General features: G+C 59.6%; 15 protein-coding genes and 2 tRNA genes. 13 read left to right on the forward strand and 4 right to left on the reverse strand.

All coding sequences use genetic code 11. The annotated features are described in order from the left end of the window. Nucleotides 1-149: 149 nt before the first annotated feature. The 5 genes from N4A58_RS07760 to idi all read left to right on the forward strand — a co-directional run bounded on the left by N4A58_RS07760 (nucleotide 150) and on the right by idi (nucleotide 2479). A complete protein-coding gene (locus N4A58_RS07760) occupies nucleotides 150-1064 on the forward strand; it encodes a pirin family protein (protein ID WP_293708738.1) in 915 nt (304 codons plus the stop codon). 108 nt (nucleotides 1065-1172) lie between these two features. Next, nucleotides 1173-1249: transfer RNA gene (locus N4A58_RS07765), tRNA-Asp, on the forward strand. A gap of 34 nt (nucleotides 1250-1283) precedes the next feature. Then, a tRNA-Asp gene (locus N4A58_RS07770) sits at nucleotides 1284-1360 on the forward strand. 65 nt (nucleotides 1361-1425) lie between these two features. Next, on the forward strand, nucleotides 1426-1896 hold the full coding sequence (locus tag N4A58_RS07775; protein WP_293708740.1) for a TspO/MBR family protein: 471 nt from the start codon (nucleotides 1426-1428) through the stop codon (nucleotides 1894-1896). 67 nt (nucleotides 1897-1963) lie between these two features. Then, entirely contained in the window at nucleotides 1964-2479 is a 516-nt protein-coding gene (gene idi, locus N4A58_RS07780; protein ID WP_293708742.1) for an isopentenyl-diphosphate Delta-isomerase, read from the forward strand. Nucleotides 2480-2520: 41 nt separating this feature from the next. Here the strand turns inward: idi and N4A58_RS07785 are convergent, their stop codons facing one another. Continuing rightward, complete coding sequence (locus N4A58_RS07785) at nucleotides 2521-3900, reverse strand: dipeptidase (protein WP_293708744.1); 1380 nt, start codon at nucleotides 3898-3900, stop codon at nucleotides 2521-2523. A 232-nt stretch (nucleotides 3901-4132) separates the two neighbouring features. On the opposite strand from N4A58_RS07785, the gene hemA reads away from it, so the two are divergent. The 3 genes from hemA to ispG all read left to right on the forward strand — a co-directional run bounded on the left by hemA (nucleotide 4133) and on the right by ispG (nucleotide 7946). Beyond that, nucleotides 4133-5356: a 5-aminolevulinate synthase gene (gene hemA, locus N4A58_RS07790; RefSeq protein ID WP_072707110.1), complete on the forward strand. Its 1224-nt coding sequence runs from the start codon at nucleotides 4133-4135 to the stop codon at nucleotides 5354-5356. A 122-nt stretch (nucleotides 5357-5478) separates the two neighbouring features. After that, nucleotides 5479-6726, forward strand: a complete 1248-nt coding sequence (locus tag N4A58_RS07795) for a RodZ domain-containing protein (RefSeq protein ID WP_293708747.1) — start codon at nucleotides 5479-5481, stop codon at nucleotides 6724-6726. A 95-nt stretch (nucleotides 6727-6821) separates the two neighbouring features. Further along, the gene (gene ispG / locus N4A58_RS07800) at nucleotides 6822-7946 is read left to right on the forward strand and encodes a flavodoxin-dependent (E)-4-hydroxy-3-methylbut-2-enyl-diphosphate synthase (RefSeq protein ID WP_293708749.1); all 1125 of its coding nucleotides are present in this window, start codon (nucleotides 6822-6824) and stop codon (nucleotides 7944-7946) included. A 46-nt stretch (nucleotides 7947-7992) separates the two neighbouring features. Here the strand turns inward: ispG and N4A58_RS07805 are convergent, their stop codons facing one another. From N4A58_RS07805 to N4A58_RS07815, 3 genes are read right to left on the reverse strand one after another with little or no spacing between them, the layout of a single operon-like run. Then, a complete protein-coding gene (locus N4A58_RS07805) occupies nucleotides 7993-8625 on the reverse strand; it encodes a hypothetical protein (RefSeq protein ID WP_293708751.1) in 633 nt (210 codons plus the stop codon). Beyond that, nucleotides 8622-9377, reverse strand: coding sequence for a DsbA family protein (locus N4A58_RS07810; protein WP_293708753.1), 756 nt, complete (start codon nucleotides 9375-9377; stop codon nucleotides 8622-8624). The genes N4A58_RS07805 and N4A58_RS07810 overlap by 4 nt, the downstream gene beginning before the upstream one ends. Nucleotides 9378-9388: 11 nt before the next feature. Further along, nucleotides 9389-10717 carry a M48 family metalloprotease gene (locus tag N4A58_RS07815; RefSeq protein ID WP_293708755.1) on the reverse strand — a complete coding sequence of 443 codons (1329 nt, stop codon included), beginning with the start codon at nucleotides 10715-10717 and terminating at the stop codon, nucleotides 9389-9391. 54 nt (nucleotides 10718-10771) lie between these two features. Between N4A58_RS07815 and N4A58_RS07820 the strand changes: the two genes are divergently transcribed. From N4A58_RS07820 to N4A58_RS07840, 5 genes are all read left to right on the forward strand, one after another. Next, a complete protein-coding gene (locus N4A58_RS07820) occupies nucleotides 10772-11914 on the forward strand; it encodes an aminotransferase class I/II-fold pyridoxal phosphate-dependent enzyme (RefSeq protein ID WP_293708757.1) in 1143 nt (380 codons plus the stop codon). Nucleotides 11915-12023: 109 nt separating this feature from the next. Beyond that, nucleotides 12024-13247 carry an N-acetylmuramoyl-L-alanine amidase gene (locus tag N4A58_RS07825; protein ID WP_293708759.1) on the forward strand — a complete coding sequence of 408 codons (1224 nt, stop codon included), beginning with the start codon at nucleotides 12024-12026 and terminating at the stop codon, nucleotides 13245-13247. Between the two features lie 90 nt (nucleotides 13248-13337). Next, a complete protein-coding gene (locus N4A58_RS07830) occupies nucleotides 13338-15896 on the forward strand; it encodes a penicillin-binding protein 1A (RefSeq protein ID WP_293708761.1) in 2559 nt (852 codons plus the stop codon). 95 nt (nucleotides 15897-15991) lie between these two features. Next, a complete protein-coding gene (prfB, locus tag N4A58_RS07835) occupies nucleotides 15992-17119 on the forward strand; it encodes a peptide chain release factor 2 (protein ID WP_072707101.1) in 1128 nt (375 codons plus the stop codon). Nucleotides 17120-17243: 124 nt separating this feature from the next. Continuing rightward, the gene (locus N4A58_RS07840) at nucleotides 17244-18026 is read left to right on the forward strand and encodes a DUF2189 domain-containing protein (protein ID WP_293708764.1); all 783 of its coding nucleotides are present in this window, start codon (nucleotides 17244-17246) and stop codon (nucleotides 18024-18026) included. The last annotated feature ends 89 nt before the right edge of the window (nucleotides 18027-18115 follow it).

Consider the following 18115-nt stretch of genomic DNA (forward strand, 5'->3'; position numbering starts at 1 on the left):
TCGCGCATCGATTGCGACTATCTTGTGCTATTATGTCAGGATAGCGAACCGGTTGTGCAGGTCAAAACACGAATTGTTCGCAAAGCGCGCTCGATCCCTGCCAATCTCCTCCCACATACAAGTTAGCATCCACACCAAGGGGGCCAGTAATGTGCGGTAATCCCATGTCTGACGCGGTCGAAACAGTGATTGTTCCGCGCGCAGGCGACATCGGCGGTTTTGAAGTGCAGCGTGCGCTGCCCTCCAAGCAGCGGCAAATGGTGGGGCCCTTCATATTTTTTGATGAGATGGGGCCCATGGAATATCTGAACGGTCAGAGTCTTGATGTCTTGCCGCATCCGCATATCGGTCTGGCGACGGTGACCTATTTGATGTCGGGGCGCTTGCACCATCGCGACAGCTTGGGGTCAAAGCAGTGGATCAGACCCGGCGACGTGAACCTGATGATTGCAGGGCAAGGGATTACACATTCCGAACGCACTGACGGAGTCACGCTCAGCGGCCCTGACGCGCTGCACGGGGTGCAGAGTTGGGTCGCGCTGCCCGAAGATCTAGAAGACAGCACACCAAGCTTTCACCACGCAGGGGTCGCCGAGTCGCCGCTTGTCACGGACACCGGTACTCAGGTGCGCGTGATTTTGGGGGATGTGTATGGCGCGCAGGCCGGCGTCCCCACAACTTCGGAAATGTTTTACGCCGAAGCCTTTCTAGAAGCGGGGGCGCTGTTGCCACTGCCCGACAACCAAGAGGATCGCGCGGTTTATGTGCTGTGTGGCAGTATCGAGGTGGGGCAGGATCGGTTTGATGCCGGACGTCTTGTTGTCTTTCACCCCAAAGACGCGCTGAGCGTCCGTGCTGGCGCTGCGGGGGCGCGTCTGTTGTTGCTTGGCGGTGCAACGATGAACGGGCCACGTCATATCTGGTGGAACTTCGTTTCTAGTTCGCGCGAGAAGATTCAGGAAGCCAAGGCGCAATGGCGTGCAACTGATTGGGAAAACGGGCTTTTCCACCTACCGCCCGACGATAATGATGCGTTCGTTCCCCTGCCTGTGCGCAGGGCCTGAGGGGTCCGTGAACTTTTTTTGAAAAAGGTGTTTGGTTCTGCTTGACGCCACCCGCGCCACGCCATAAACACCGCCCACACGCCAACGAGGCGTCACACACAGCAGCGAGCGGTTGTAGCTCAGTTGGTTAGAGTACCGGCCTGTCACGCCGGGGGTCGCGGGTTCGAGCCCCGTCAACCGCGCCACTGCTGTATGTGAGGCCTCGGGCGAAGTAGATGCGCGGTTGTAGCTCAGTTGGTTAGAGTACCGGCCTGTCACGCCGGGGGTCGCGGGTTCGAGCCCCGTCAACCGCGCCACTTCTTCCCTTAAAATCAAAGAAGTGGCGCTTGAAGCGCGCAGCCTACGTATTACCGTATCCTCTATGGATTGGACGATTTTCATTATTCTTTTGGCGGCCAGTGGCGCCGCGGCCGCAAGCGGCGTACTGTTCAAGCCCGGTGCGTGGTATGTTTCCCTGCAAAAACCGTCATTTACGCCGCCGAACTGGGCCTTCCCTGTAGTGTGGACCACACTCTATGTGCTGATGGCTTTGGCCGGTGCGCGGGCTGCCTTTGCCGGTGGCCCTCTACTGGGGATGGCGATGGCACTCTGGGCTTTGCAGATCGCTTTGAACACGCTTTGGACACCGGTCTTTTTCGGTGCGCATCGGATCAGGCTCGGGATGGTGATTATTTCGATCATGTGGATCACGATTGCGATCTTGATGGGTGTGCTTTGGCAGATCGACTGGCTCGCTGGGATGTTATTCGTGCCCTATCTCGCGTGGGTCACCGTGGCGGCAGCATTGAATGGATCGATCTGGCGCAACAATCCTGACGCTTTGCGGTCCTAGTTGGGTTGCGGCAGGGCGGCGCTCGGGATATGCCAGCGCCCCGTAAGAGCAACGGAACGGGCGCGTTATGGCTGATCTCATCCCTGCATGGCGCGACGGCGTCCTGACACCTGTTGAAAAGCTAGAGGTTCATAGGCTCGGCCTCCGGCACCCAGCAATTTCCGTGTTCTTGCGTGACGGTGATCGCATTTTGATACAGCGGCGCGCTCTGTCGAAATACCACACGCCGGGCTATTGGGCGAACACCTGCTGCACGCACCCCCATTGGGACGAGGCTCCCGAAGCTTGTGCCTTGCGCCGGATGGAAGAGGAGCTTGGCGTCACGGGTATCACTGTGCACTACCGAGAAGAGGTCGAATACCGTGCCGACGTAGGGCAGGACCTGACAGAACATGAGGTTGTTCAGATTTACGTATCTGACGCACCAGCGGGTCTGACCGTCACGCCCAACCCAGACGAGGTGATGGCAGTGGAATGGGTGACGTTGCGCGACCTTACCCGCCGGATTGCAAAGCATCCTGATCAGTTCACGCCGTGGCTCAAGGTCTACATGCAGGACCACGCCGACGTAATCTTTGCCTGAAAAGAAGAAAGCCAAGGCGCGGTGCCTTGGCTTTGCTGTTCTTACTTTTTCGACAGCGCTTCTAGCACCCGCGCCCAAGAGCGCATGCCCTTGTGGAAGCTCTCAACATTGTACTTTTCGTTGGGAGAGTGGATGCGGTCATCATCCTGCGCAAAGCCGATCAGCATCGCGTCCATGCCAAGAATGTCCTTGAACAGGCCCGCGATCGGGATCGACCCGCCCATGCCCACAAACACAGCTTCGCGGTTCCACTCGTCGGACAGCGCCTGACGGGCGGCTTCGAATTCGGGGCGTTCGATGTTCATAACCGCCGCCTTTGCGCCGTCCACATCATTGTCCCACTGGACCGAAGCATCTTGGGGCAGGCGGTCTTCGACGTGCTTGCGGATCGCGTTGCGTAGGTGGTCGGGCTCCATGTCGCCCACCAGACGGCAGGTGATCTTGCAGTGCGCCTCGGACGGAATCACGGTCTTGCTGCCCTTGCCATTATAGCCACCCCAAAGGCCGTTGACCTCTAGCGTCGGGCGCGCCCATTGCAGTTCGAGCGTCGAGAAACCCTCTTCGCCATGAGCTTTGGTCATCCCGACGGAGCCCAGGTAGTCCTCTTCGTCAAAGCCGCAGCCTTCCCACTGGCGCTTCAGGTCGTCGGGCAGGGGATGCACACCTTCGTAGAATCCCTCGACCGCGACGCGGCCTGTCGAATCATGGAAAGAGGCCACAATGTCGGCAATCGCGTGCAGCGGGTTCAGCGCAGTGCCTCCGTAATGACCAGAGTGCAAGTCCATTTTGGGGCCGATCAGAGTGAATTCTTCCTTAAGCATCCCGCGCAGCTGGCTCGCGATAGATGGGACACCAGGGGCAACCATCGAGGTGTCGCAGATCAGCGCCAGATCACAGCGTAGTTCGTCGGCAAATTCTTTCATGAAGGGGACCAGCGAGGGCGAGCCTGTTTCCTCTTCGCCTTCGAAGAAGAAGGTGATGCGGCAGGGCAGGGAGCCATGCACTGCTTGCCACGCGCGGCAGGCCTCGACAAAGGTCATCAGCTGGCCCTTGTCATCGCTCGATCCGCGGCCACGGATCACGCGGGTGCCGTTCGCATCTTCGATCGCGGGGTCAAAAGGGTCTCTGTGCCAAAGGTTTAGCGGATCGACGGGCTGCACGTCATAATGACCATAGAACAGCACATGGGGGCCATCACCGGGCACGTGACCGACGACCATCGGGTGGCCCGGTGTTTCGCGCTTTTCTGCTGCAATGCCAAAACTCTGCAGGTCGGCGACCAGCCAGTCGGCTGCCGCCTCGCACTGGTCGGCATAGGCCGGATCGGTCGAGATCGACTGGATCCGCAGCAGCTCCATCAAACGGTCGAGAGAGGCGTCCAGATCGGCATCGATCCGCTCCAAAACGGGGGTGAGGGTCATCGTGAATCTCCAGAATATTACTGGAGGCGACCCTAACAGTCGGCGTCGGACTGTCCAGTCACGGTCAGGTCAAGCACGTTGATGCAGATCAAAGTCTAATACCTGCGGCACCTTGTAGCCTGTTGCCTACGCGAACAGTAACCTATATCCGTTCTAAATCGACGGGATGCCTAGGTAGGCATGTCGCATTTCGCCATAGGCGGGACGCGGCAACCAAACACAGGAGACACCGGTGGACTACACCCAACAGCTCGACGTAGCTCTGAACCGCCTGCATGAAGAAGGTCGCTACCGGACCTTTATCGATATCGAACGCCGCAAAGGCAATTATCCCCACGCCGTATGGCGCAAGGAGGATGGTTCGGAGCAGAACATCACTGTGTGGTGTGGCAACGATTACCTAGGCATGGGCCAACACCCCAAGGTGCTGGAAGCAATGCACGAAGCGCTGGACGCCACTGGCGCCGGTTCGGGCGGCACCCGCAACATCTCGGGCACCACTGTCTACCACAAGCGTCTTGAGGCCGAGCTGGCTGACCTGCACCAGAAAGAGGCGGCGCTGCTGTTCACCAGCGCGTACATCGCGAACGACGCGACCCTTTCGACCCTACCCAAGCTATTCCCCGGTCTGATCATTTACTCGGACGAGCTGAACCACGCCTCGATGATCGAAGGCATCCGCCGCAACGGTGGTGCCAAGCGTGTGTTCCGTCACAACGACGTAGCGCACCTGCGCGAGCTGCTGGAAGCCGACGATCCCAACGCGCCCAAGCTAATCGCGTTTGAATCGGTCTACTCCATGGACGGCGACTTTGGCCCCATCGCAGAGCTGTGCGATCTGGCCGAAGAGTTCGGCGCTCTGACCTATCTGGACGAAGTGCACGCTGTCGGCATGTACGGTCCCCGCGGCGGCGGTGTGGCCGAGCGCGACGGACTTTTGGATCGTCTTGATATTATTAACGGCACCTTGGGCAAAGCGTTCGGCGTCCATGGCGGCTACATCGCGGCATCGGAAAAGATGTGCGATGCGATCCGTTCCTATGCGCCCGGCTTTATCTTCACCACCTCGCTGCCCCCCGTTGTGGCAGCAGGCGCGGCGGCCAGCATCGCTGTGTTGAAAGAAGACCAGTCGATCCGCGACGCGCACCAGACCCAAGCCAAAATCCTGAAGGCCCGTCTGAAAGCCATGGGTCTGCCCTTGATCGACCACGACAGCCACATTGTACCTGTTCACGTGGGTAACCCCGTGAAGTGCAAGATGCTCTCTGACATGTTACTTGAGCAGTACGGGATCTACGTGCAGCCTATTAACTTCCCCACCGTTCCGCGTGGGACTGAAAGGCTGCGATTCACCCCGTCTCCGGTGCATGGCCCCAAAGAAATGGATGCTTTGGTCCGCGCAATGGACGACCTGTGGTCGCACTGTGCGCTGAATCGTGCCGAATTAAGCGCTTAATCAAGTCCTGCGCTGAATTCTCCTACGCAGTGTGATATTCTTGCCCTAATAACAGGACACGGCGAATCGATGTGAGTCGGCGCCGTGACAGGAACGAGCAAATAGGGCAGTGTAATTTGGGTATGCGTTTCAAACCCCAATCGAATGATGCGCAGGAGCAATCGTCGGAGCCGAAGGGTTTCGACGACTTTGAGCTGCGCCTAGGGGATGTCCTGCGTGGTGAGCGTGCAACCATCGGCAAATCGCTGCTTGATGTGCAACGCGAACTGCGGATCAAGGCATCCTACATTGCGGCGATCGAAAACTGCGATCCTAGTGTATTTGATACGCCCGGTTTTATCGCCGGATACGTTCGGTCCTATGCGCGCTACTTGGGCCTAGAGCCCGATGTTATCTTCGCGGCGTTCTGCAAAGAGAGCGGCTTTTCGACTGCGCATGGCATGGCGCCCGAAGCGTCGTCGCGCAAGCGCGACGGTATTCCTGCCCCTCGGGCCCGCCGCATGAACGCTGATCCACTGCTTGAGTCCGGCACCCCCTTTGTTCCTGGCAAAGAGAGTATCTTTGCAGGGATCGAGCCTGGTGCCATCGGGTCTTCGATCGCGCTGCTCGCTGTGATCGGTCTGCTGGGCTTTGGCGGTTGGAGTGTCTTCACCGAAATTCAGCGTGTGCAACTCGCGCCTGTAGAACACACCCCGATGCTGGTCAGCGACCTTGATCCTCTGGTCGAGCAGGGTGATGCCGAAGGCGAGCAAATAGCCGATGCGGCGGGTATCTTTAATCCGCCTGCCGAAGCGCTGGACCGCCTCTATCGCCCCGAGGCGCTGGACGTGCCCGTTCTGGTGCCCCGTGATGCGCCTATTGCGTCTCTCGATCCGCGCTCGGTCGGCGTCTTTGCTCAGCCCGAACTGCCCCAGATCGCCGAAGTAGCAGAGCTGCCCACAGGCGATATGATCGCCGAGGCTCCTATGACGGCAACTACGGCACCGCAGCCGCAAGTGGTTGAGGACGCGCCGCCCCGTCTGGCGGTGGTCGCTGTCCGGCCTGCTTGGGTGCGGGTGCGTGCGGCAGATGGCTCGGTTATCTTTGAGGGCATCATGAATGGCGGTGACAGCTACGAAGTGCCGCAGACCGAGGAGGCGCCCACCATCCGTGTTGGCGAATCCGGTGCGGTCTACTTTGACATCGATGGCACGCATTTTGGCCCCGCCGGCGACCGCGGTGTGGTGACCAAAAACCTCGCGCTTGACAGCGAAACCTTGTCCCAGACCTATTCCGTCGCCTCGCTTGATAATGATCAGGATCTGGCCAAAGTTATTGCCGAACTGGCGCTGGCAGATATCGAAGCGCCTCAGCAAACCACCGCTGACTGATAAACTTGTTCTGATCTGGGGCAGGGGATGATTGCACCCCAGCCCTATCAGGCCTATTTGTTGCACGACTTCTGATTAACCCGGAGTGCGTGCCCATGTCCCTGAACCACGTCCGCCCTTGGCGTAACATCTACCGCCGCAAGAGCCGCCAGATCATGGTGGGCAACGTTCCGGTGGGCGGGGACGCTCCGATTTCGGTTCAGACCATGACCAACACGGTCACCACCGATATTAAAGGGACCATCGCGCAGGTTCAGGCTGCGGCGGAGGCGGGCGCTGACATCGTTCGCATCTCTGTGCCAGACCGCGACAGCTCGATCGCGTTGAAAGAGATCGTCAAGGAGAGCCCGGTTCCGATCGTGGCTGATATCCATTTCCACTACAAACGCGGCATCGAAGCAGCCGAAGCGGGTGCAGCATGCCTGCGGATCAATCCCGGTAATATTGGCGACGAGACCCGGGTCAAAGAGGTTATCAAAGCAGCGCGGGAACACAATTGTTCAATCCGCATTGGCGTGAACGCGGGCTCTTTGGAAAAGCACTTACTCGAGAAATACGGCGAGCCGTGCCCCGAAGCGATGGTCGAAAGCGGGCTAGAGCACATTCGGATTCTGCAGGACAACGACTTCCACGAATTTAAAATCAGCGTCAAAGCCAGCGACGTTTTCCTCGCTGCGGCCGCCTATCAAGGGATTGCCGAAGCCACAGACGCGCCAATCCACCTTGGGATCACCGAGGCGGGTGGCCTGACCTCTGGCACGATTAAGTCGGCGATTGGACTGGGCAATTTGCTGTGGATGGGTATTGGCGACACGATCCGTGTGAGCCTGTCGGCCGATCCCGTCGAAGAGGTGAAGGTTGGCTATGAAATCCTCAAATCGCTGGGTTTGCGCCATCGCGGCGTCAACATCATCAGCTGCCCGAGCTGCGCGCGGCAAGGCTTTGACGTGATCAAAACGGTCGAGGCTTTGGAGCAGCGGCTTGAACATATCAAAACGCCTATGAGCCTGTCGATTATCGGTTGTGTGGTCAATGGCCCGGGCGAGGCGCTGATGACCGATGTCGGCTTTACCGGCGGCGGCGCGGGCAGCGGGATGGTTTATCTGGCGGGCCAGCAAAGCCACAAAATGTCGAACGACAAGATGATCGACCACATCGTAGAGCAGGTCGAAAAGCGCGCAGCAGAAATTGATGCCGAGATGGCGGACGCTGCCGAGTAAGGCTTTGGGAGAGATTGGATCTAAGGGCGCAGCGATGCGCCCTTTTTCATTCAGAGAGGTATTTCTGGATGACGATCGGGGGCACGGGGCCTTTGACTATGATGCCGTTGATGAGCAGGAAAGGCGGCGCGTCCAACTCCAACGCCTCTGCAAGCGCGGTCCGGTCCGTCGTTAGTTTCGCGGCACGCGCGCCTATTGCGGCTTCGTCCCAATCTGTATCAGACTGCCCTGTCAAAGCTGCCCAAAGCGCCTCTGTGCCATAAAGTTGGCCAATCGCTGCGGCCCTGTCATTGGCAGGCCAGAATTTGATAACAATCTTCGGGGGTGTGACGGTGTCCTCCAGATCGCGCAGGACCCGCGCCATCTCTGCCGACGTATCCCCAGCGCCGAGAAACGCAGTCACGACTGGTGCGCCTGCGGGTCCAATCACCACGTCCCCATCTTGGGGCGCGATTTGCGCGCGTAGGTCAGATAGACGACGCTTGTCCTCTGCGATGTGAAAGGACATGGGGTCAGGTCGCGCTGGCGATAGGGCTTGCTCAATCAACTCGGGTTCATCAAGCAGCAGCGCACGGAGTTCCTGACCAAAGGCCTCGCGCTCGTTCGGGGTCAGATCCCCGAGATCGAGCGCGCAGGCAGGGCTGGCCGCGGCCAAAAGGGCTGCGGCCCAGCGGATCATTGTGTGCGGATGTCGTCAGCGATGGCTTGCATCTGCGCCAGCGGGACATAGCCCCGCAGCATGGTGTCATCCATTACGAAGGTCGGCGTACCACTGATTTGCAGGCTATTCGCCAGTTCGCGGTTGGCCTGCAGAATATCGTTGATCGCGGGATCAGACATGCCCGCGATGACGGCGTCCGCATCGACACCCAGACCCTCGGCCAGACGGCGCAGAGCGGGTTCGGCATAGCTGCCCTTGTAGGTGATCAGGGCGTCATGCGCCTCTTTATAGGCATCGTCGCCTGCGACCGCACGTACGGCCAGCGCAAAGCGCGAAGAGATGACGCTCTCTTCGCCCAAGATCGGGAACTCTTTGACGATAAACCTGATGTTGCCATCGGACTCAATCAGCTGCTCAACCTCGGCCGAGGCTTTGCGGCAATATCCACAGCGATAGTCCAGAAATTCGACCAGAGTGATGTCGCCATCGGGATTGCCGCCGACCCAAGAGAAGCCGTCCTCAAAGATCGCGGTCTGATGGGTTTCGACCAAGCTGCGGTCGGTGTTCACGGCCTCGGCGGCTTGGCGCTGTTCCAGTACGTTGACCGCTTCCATAATGATCTCTGGGTTGTCCAAGAGATAGGCGCGGACTTCGTCACGGAATGCCGCGCGCTCGGCGTCGGTCATGCTAGTCAGATCGGTTTCTGCGGTCGCGGCAGAACCTGCAACGGTCAGAGCCAGAGCGCTGGCGGTGACGAGAGTTCGGATCATGTGGCGTCCTTTCATTTCGGCGCGGCTTTCGCAGCAGTCAGCACATCCTGCGCCCGTTGCCAAGGGGCGGATCCGCGCGGTAGCAAGCCTTCGGCTCGTTTGGCGTGGAGTGCAGCGTCATTCAGCCGACCGTTCAGAGCATAGCGTTCGGCGGTTACAAGTGAAGCCATCCCGTTCTGTCCCGCACGGGCATAGGCCATCCCTAAATCGCGCAGCACTGCTGCGCTGTAGCGGTCGGTACGGCGGGCCTTTTCCAGTGCGGCGAGGGCGCGTTTGTTGCCATCAGCTGTGTTTAGCGCCAGCAATGCGCGGCCGTAGCCCCCCAAAATCAGTGGATCATTCGGCGCTAGATTCACAGCACGGCCATAGGCATTGGTCGCGGCGCCGAAGTTACGGCTTTCGAGCAAGATCTGGCCACGCAATTCGTGGACAAAGGGATCTTTGGGACGGGCGGCTGCCAGTTTGTCGATTGTCGCGATGGCCTTTTTCGCATTCGGTTGGCGGTGATAAGCGACGGCTTCGCGCATCAGCCGGATGTCGTCGGTGATGCTAGATTTGGCGCGGCGTAGGGTCCAGCTGGGGGCGCGGGTAAAGGCGGTGAGCTTGCCTTGGGCGCGGGCAAACCAGTAATCGGCAGAACTGGAATCGGCCCAAGCGCGGTCCGCATAGGCTGCGGCAAACCCCTGGAGGGCGCGGAAGCGATCTTGGGTCAGGGGGTGCGTACGGGTGTACGGGTCTTGACGCGAGACACTGAGTGCCTCTTGACCGCGAAAAATATCGACCACTTCGACCGCACCTTTGGGGTTAACCCCAGCATTCACCATGTAGCGGACGCCTGCCTGATCTGCGCTGGCTTCTTCGGCGCGGGTATGGGCGAAAAGGACCCGTGCTGCGCTGGACTGGCTACCGATGGCAATACCAGCTGCGGCGCCACCGGCACCACCTGCCGCGGCGGCTGCCGCAAGGGCTAGACCCAATCCCGCTGCGGTACGCGCGGTGCGCATGTTTGACAGGCGGCGGGCCATATGCCCGTTGGCGATATGCGCGGCCTCGTGGGCGATCACCGATTGCAGTTGGCTGGCATTCTGCAGACGGGCAAGCAGGCCTGCGTGAATAAAGATATGCTCGGCATCGACGACAAAGGCGTTCAAGCTCTGGTCATTCACCACCAGCACCTGCACCCGCGAACCCAGACCCGCCGCATTCAGTATGGGCGAGGCAATGGTGTTGAGCGCGTATTCGATATCCGGATCGCGCAACAGGCCAATCGCGCGGGCGGGAAGCGTCGCAATCAGGGTCAGACAAAGTGCGGTGGCCAGCACGCGGGCGGCTTGGCGCATTGACGATCCTTTCCTCGCCTGAAATGACATTGGCAACACCCTAGTGAGGACCCCATGCGAAATTCAACCCGCAGCGATGTCGATCCCTTTATCGTGATGGATGTGATGGAGGCCGCGCGCCGTGCCGAAGAGGCCGGACGCCACATCATTCACATGGAGGTCGGTCAACCTAGTACCGCCGCGCCGGCTGGTGCGCGCCAAGCCTTGGCGACGGCGATGGAGAGTGGCTCGCTAGGGTATACGGTTGCCTTGGGCATTCCTGAATTGCGGGCACGGATCGCGCAGCTTTACGGCGATTGGTATGACGTTGATCTGGACCCGTCGCGGGTCGTGGTGACTTCGGGCTCTTCGGGAGCATTTTTGCTGGCGTTCACCGCGTTGTTCGACGCAGGGGACAAGGTTGGCATCGGCGCGCCGGGCTATCCCAGTTATCGCCAAATCCTAAAGGCAATGAGCGTCGAACCTGTGATGCTCGAAACGGCGGCCGAGAACCGATATCAGCCGGTGCCATCGGATTTTGTGGGCAAAGGGTTGGACGGTCTGATGGTCGCATCGCCCGCGAACCCCTCGGGTACTATGTTGGGCAAGGATGATTTGGGCGCACTCATTGATGCCGCGCAGGCCGAGAATACCGCCTTTATCAGCGACGAGATTTACCATGGTATCGAGTACGAGGCCAAAGCGGTCACGGCTCTGGAGCATTCCGACGACGTCTACGTAATCAACAGCTTTTCCAAGTATTTCAGCATGACTGGTTGGCGCGTGGGCTGGATGGTTGTTCCGCCCGAGCACGTACGCCGGATTGAACGTCTGGCCCAGAACATGTTCATCTGCGCCCCTCATGCCAGCCAGATTGCCGCCCTTGGGGCGCTGGACTGCAAGGAAGAGTTGGACGCGAACCTGCAGGTCTATACGCGCAACCGTCAGCTGATGATCGAGGGCCTGCCCAAAGCAGGTTTCGACCGCATCGCGCCGCCCGATGGGGCATTTTACGTCTATGCCGACGTCAGCCACATTACCGACGACAGCCGCGCCTTTTGCGCCGAAATCTTGGAAAAAGCGGGTGTTGCGGTGACCCCCGGCCTCGATTTCGATCCAGATCGCGGGGCAGGGACGCTGCGGTTTTCTTACGCGCGCTCGACTGCAGATATCGAAGAGGGTCTGCGGCGCCTGACCGAATTCATGGCAAACCGATAGCGGATTTGTGCCGTCTTTAGGCGGGCTTACACACTCTCCTTCATGATAACTTTGCGGAGGCCCCCAGACCGTGTATCTATTTGCGAAAAGACGGTCAGAGGCCGAGCAGATGATTTTTCGCATTGTTACAGGTTTGGTGGTGGCGCTGTGTCTTGCTGGTGCTGCGTTCGCTCAGGATTTCACGGGGCGGGCCCGAATTCTACCGGATGAAACCCGTGCTGCTGGCACGGAACGCGGGGTGACGCTGACCCTTGGGATGACCCAAGGGGTGCCTTATCGGGTGTTCACGCTGAACGACCCCGCACGCTTGATCGCGGACTTTCGCGAAGTCGATTGGACTGGGCTAGACCCCGCGCTGTTTACCCAAACAACCGCCGTATCGGACGCGCGCTTTGGTCAGTATCGACCCGGCTGGACGCGGATGATCCTTGATCTTGACGGGCCTTTGGCGCTGGCTTCGTCTGATCTGCGGATCAATACCGAGACGGGGCAGGCCGCGCTGAACCTGACGCTTGAACGTACCTCTCTTCAGGACTTCGCCGCGCGGTCCGTCGCGCCTGCCGATCCCGACTGGGGGATGCCCTTGGTCGCGGATGTTGATCCGGCCCGCATGCGCCAATCCGGCAGTGGTAAGCTGGTGGTTGTCATTGACCCGGGCCACGGCGGCGTAGACCCGGGCGCGCAGCGCGGCGGTTATGATGAGAAAGAGTTAATGCTGCGCTTTGCTATGGAACTGCGCGATACGCTGGTTCGGACGGGCGAGGTCGATGTCTACCTGACCCGAGAGGCCGACGAATTTGTCCCCTTGGAAACCCGCGTCACGATCGCCCACGAGGCCCGCGCCGATCTTTTCCTATCGCTGCACGCGGATGCCTTGGACGGCGGCGGCGCGCGGGGGGCCACCATTTATACTCTGGCCGAAGAAGCCTCGGACAAGGCCTCGCAGAAACTTGCAGAGCGACACAACAGGGCGGACTTGCTGGCTGGGGTAGACCTGACCGGGCAGGACGATATCGTCGCTCATGTGCTAATGGACTTGGCGCGGACGGATACGATGCCGCGCGCGAAACGTGCGGCAAGCCAATTGCTTGAGGCGCTCAAAGAGAATGGCAATCCGCTGCATTCGCGCCCACTGCGCGGAGCGGGGTTCTCGGTCCTGAAGGCTGCGGATATCCCCTCCATCCTGCTTGAAGTCGGCTTCCTGTCTTCGGAACGGGATCGCGCCAACATCACCAATCCAGAATGGCGCGCGCGCACTGCAACTGCCATCACGACGGCGATTCTAGAGTGGGCGATTGCAGATGCTGCAGAGGGGCAATTGATCCGGCAATAGCCCGCCTTTGCATTGATCTCGACCCTTTGTGTTTTGACCCCACAAGGCCCTGCCTATAAGAGGGGGCACGTTTGACACGAGGGCCGGCCAGTGGTGCGATTCATATTATCCTTCTTCGGGGCGATCTTTAGCGCCATCACCTTGGGCATTTTCATGATTGCTCTGGGCATTGGTGGTGTGTTCTGGATGTACGGACGTGACCTGCCAAGCCACGAGGCTTTGTCCCAGTACGAACCGCCGACCATCAGCAGAATTTATTCCGCCGAAGGGCGCATTATCGATGAATTCGCCAAAGAGCGGCGTCTGTTCGTCCCTGCTGAGGAAATCCCCGATCTGGTCAAAGCGGCCTTTATCTCGGCCGAGGACAAGAACTTTTACCAGCACTCGGGCTATGACCTGATGGGCATCGCCTCGGCGGCACGGGATGCGGTGGTGTCGCGCGGCCGCAATGTGCGCGGCGCGTCGACCATCACTCAGCAGGTCATGAAGAACTTCCTTCTGTCCGGCGACCGTCAGGCCGAGCGTAAAATCAAAGAACTGATCCTTGCCACCCGCATTGAGCAGACGCTGGAAAAGGACGAGATCCTAGAGCTCTACCTGAACGAAATTTACCTTGGCGCGAATTCGTATGGCGTGGCCGCTGCGGCGCAGACCTACTTCAACAAAACGCTGGGTGAACTGACCCCGGGCGAGGCGGCATATCTGGCATCATTGCCCAAGAAACCGGCCAAACTGCATCCTGTCCGTGACTACGAAGAAGCGGTGGATCGCCGGAACTACGTGCTGCGCGAGATGGAAGAGAACGGCTACATCACCGCCGACATGCGCGATGCCGAGCAGGCGCTGCCACTCAAATCCGTGCAGAATGGCGACTACGAAGACTTCCGCGTTGCGCTGCCCTACCGGGATTACTTCACTGACGAAATTCGCCGCCAGCTGAGCGACGATTTCGGCGAGGGTGAATTCTTTACCGGCGGTCTATCGGTGCGCGCCACCGTCGATCCCGATTTGCAAGCTGTTGCAGGCGAATCCCTGCGCCGCGGCCTTGAAAAATATGACCGCGGTCTCGGGATATGGCGCGGCACAGGCAAGAAGATCGACCCAGCCGAACTAGAGACCGAAGAACAGTGGCGCGAAGCCCTGTCGAACGTTGATGTTCCCCGCGACATCTTCCTTGAAGCGCAGTGGTATCCCGCCGTTGTTCTGCGCGTTGGCGATACCTCGGCCCGCATCGGGATCGAAGGCGTCGAGGAGGACGAAGATGGCCACTGGATTCCGTCCGAAGACGTTCAGTGGGCCCGCAAGCGTCTGGAGAATGGTAAACTCGCGAACAAGGCCCGCGTGGCTGGAGATCTGGTCGAGGTTGGCGACGTCGTGCTTGTCCGCCGCATGACCAAGGACGAAGATGGCAGCTTTATCCGCTGGACCTTGCGACAGACCCCCGAAGTGCAGGGTGGTCTGATGGCGATGGACGTGGAAAACGGTCGTGTTTTGGCAATGCAGGGGGGCTTCTCCTATCAGGATTCGGTGTTCAACCGCGTGACGCAGGCACAGCGCCAGCCGGGGTCTAGCTTCAAACCCTTTGTCTATGCGTCGGCTCTGGATAGCGGCTACTCGCCCGCGACGATTGTGATCGACGCTCCGATCGAGGTGGACACCCCCCAAGGTCTATGGCGCCCCAAAAACTCGTCGAACAAATACTATGGCCCCACCCCCTTGCGGACTGGCATCGAACAGTCGCGGAATCTGATGACCGTGCGTCTGGCCCAAGAGGTCGGCATGGACACCATCGCGCGCTATGCCGAACGCTTTGGCGTTTATGACAACATGGGCCGCTTCCTAGCGAACTCTCTGGGGTCCGAGGAGACGACGCTGTACAAGATGGTTGCGGCCTATGCGATGTTCGCCAACGGCGGTGAGCGCGTGCAGCCCACTTTGGTTGACCGCGTTCAGGACCGCTATGGCCGCACCATCTACCGCCACGAAGAGCGCATTTGCACCGATTGTGCAGATCCTTCCATCCCGAATGGGATGGGGCCGCGCATCACCTCGAATCGTGAACAGGTGATGGACCCCATCACAGCCTATCAGCTGACCTCGATGATGCAGGGCGTTGTGCAACGCGGCACTGCGGCCAGTACGGTAAAGCTGCCTGTCCCCACTGCAGGTAAAACCGGCACGACCAACGACGCTAAGGACGTGTGGTTCGTCGGCTTTACCTCGAACATCGTAGCTGGGTGTTACATGGGCTTTGACAGCCCGCGCCCAATGGGCCGCGGCGCCTACGGTGGTACACTGTGTGGTCCGGTCTTTACCGAGTTGATGCAGGCGGCGACCAAGAAATATGGTGGCGGCCCGTTTGACGTACCTCCGGGTGGTCACTTCATCAAGATTGACCGCTTTACAGGTGCGCGCCTGTCGGACGATGCCAGCGGTGCTGAGGTGGTGGCGGAATACTTCCGCGATGGCGAGGAGCCGATGTTCGGGATCGCATTCGACGGCGGCTTTGCCGTTGGTTCCAACCTGCCCATGTTCGGACGCGGGGAAACCGACGATGCGCCCAAGCAGGTCACGACCTCTGGCGGGGGCACGGCCGTGGTCGGACCCAAGGCCGATTTCGGGACACTCAGCGCGGGCGGTCTCTACTGACCTTGCTCATATAGCGATGCTGCGGTATCACCGCTGCCTGACAGGGCTGCCGCCCCGCGCGGCCCCTTTGACCCTTTCAAACCCATAGGACGAAGATGCGCGCAGAAGCACAGAACACCGTGGCCGAGATCGAAAAATCGCTGGAGCTGTTGCGCCAGCGGCTGAACTGGGACACCGCGCAGCACCGGCTCGAGGAATTCAACGCCCGTGTTGAGGACCCGACCCTGTGGGATGATCCCGAAGCGGCGCAAAAGCTGATGCGCGACCGCCAAACCCTGATCGATTCCATGGATGTCTACACCGGCATCAAGCAGGAGCTGCAGGACAACATCGACATGATCGAGCTTGGCGAGATGGAAGAGGATGACGAGGTCGTCAAAGATGCCGAAGCAGCTCTGAAAGACCTAGCCAAGACCGCTGCGCAAAAAGAGCTGGAGGCTCTGCTGAACGGCGAGGCGGACGGTAACGACACCTTCCTCGAGATCAACTCGGGCGCAGGCGGCACCGAAAGCTGTGACTGGGCTTCGATCCTGTCACGCATGTACGTCCGCTGGGCTGAGAAGAAGGGCTATAAGGTCGAACTGCAGTCCATGAGCCCTGGCGAAGAAGCGGGCATCAAATCGGCGGTCTACAAGATCAGTGGCCACAATGCCTATGGCTGGCTAAAGACCGAGAGCGGCGTGCACCGTCTGGTGCGCATCTCGCCCTATGACTCGGCCGCGCGCCGTCACACCTCGTTCAGCTCGGTCTGGGTATATCCTGTGGTCGACGACAACATTGAGATCGAGGTGAACCCCAGCGAAATCCGGATCGACACCTACCGTTCGTCCGGCGCGGGTGGTCAGCACGTCAACACCACAGACTCGGCGGTGCGGATCACGCATATCCCCACCGGCATTGTTGTGACCTCTTCGGAAAAATCACAGCACCAGAACCGCGATATCGCCATGAAGGCCCTGAAATCGCGTCTGTATCAAATGGAGCTGGACCGACGGAACGCGGACATCAACGCCGCCCACGAAGCCAAGGGCGACGCGGGTTGGGGCAACCAGATCCGGTCCTACGTTCTGCAGCCCTACCAGATGGTCAAGGACCTGCGGACAGGGTTCGAGACCTCTGATACGTCGGGCGTACTAGACGGGGATCTGGACGGCTTGATGGCAGCGACGCTGGCCATGGATGTCAGCGGCAAGTCCCGCGCCGAAGCGACCTTCGAAGAGTAAAAAACACCGCGGCCTAATCGCCGCGGTTTTTCTTTGTCCCCTCATAAGCTGTATCGAAATTACATCTTCGCCGCATCGCCAATGGCCGATAGGCTCCCTTGCGGAGGAAGAGGGGAGACCATGAATGGATGCCATTGAGCAGGGCAGCAAACTCGGCGCGCCCGAGCTGGCGCAAGCAACGATGTCGGACGTTTATCTGGCGCTACGGCGCGGGGTTAGAGACTTCCGGCGCTCGCCGGTGTTCGGGCTGATCTTTGCGGGCGTCTATGTAGCCGTAGGCTGGCTGATGTGGGCGATCACCGCGATGACGGGGCAGACCTATTGGTTGGTGTTGGCGGTGATCAGCTTCCCCTTGGTCGGGAGCTTTGCCGCTGTGGGGCTGTACGAGACATCGCGCCGGCTGGAGTTCGGACTGGCCATGGACTGGCACCGTATCTTTGGCGCCGTCAAAGGGCAGGGGAGCCGCCAGTTGCCGTGGCTTAGCGCGGTGGTCGTGATCATCTTTCTGTTCTGGTTCTTCATCGCGCACATGATCTTTGCCCTCTTCATGGGGCTGTCGACGATGACCAACGTATCGACGTCTTATGACGTCTATCTTACGAGCAACGGGCTTACGATGCTGGCGGTCGGGACAGCTGTCGGTGCGGTCTTTGCGCTGCTGATTTTCGCGATCACCGTGGTCGGGCTGCCGATGGTTGTTGATCGCGACGTGGATTTTGTGACGGCTATGATCAGTAGCTTCGAGGTTGTCACGCAGGCACCTGTGCCTATGCTGACTTGGGCTGGGATCGTGGCCGTTCTGACGTTTGTCGCGATGCTGCCGGGTTTTTTAGGGCTGTTTATCGTACTGCCCATTTTGGGACATGCGACGTGGCACCTCTATCGCATTTTGATCGAAAACGCCTAAGACCGCGACATAGAAAAAGGCACCGCAATCGCGGTGCCTTTCTGTCTCGTCCTAAGATCTTCCCGAAAGATCTATCCGGAAAATGCCGG

The sequence above is a fragment of the Donghicola sp. genome, assembly GCF_025210255.1.
GTDB classification, from domain to species: Bacteria; Pseudomonadota; Alphaproteobacteria; order Rhodobacterales; family Rhodobacteraceae; genus Donghicola; species Donghicola eburneus.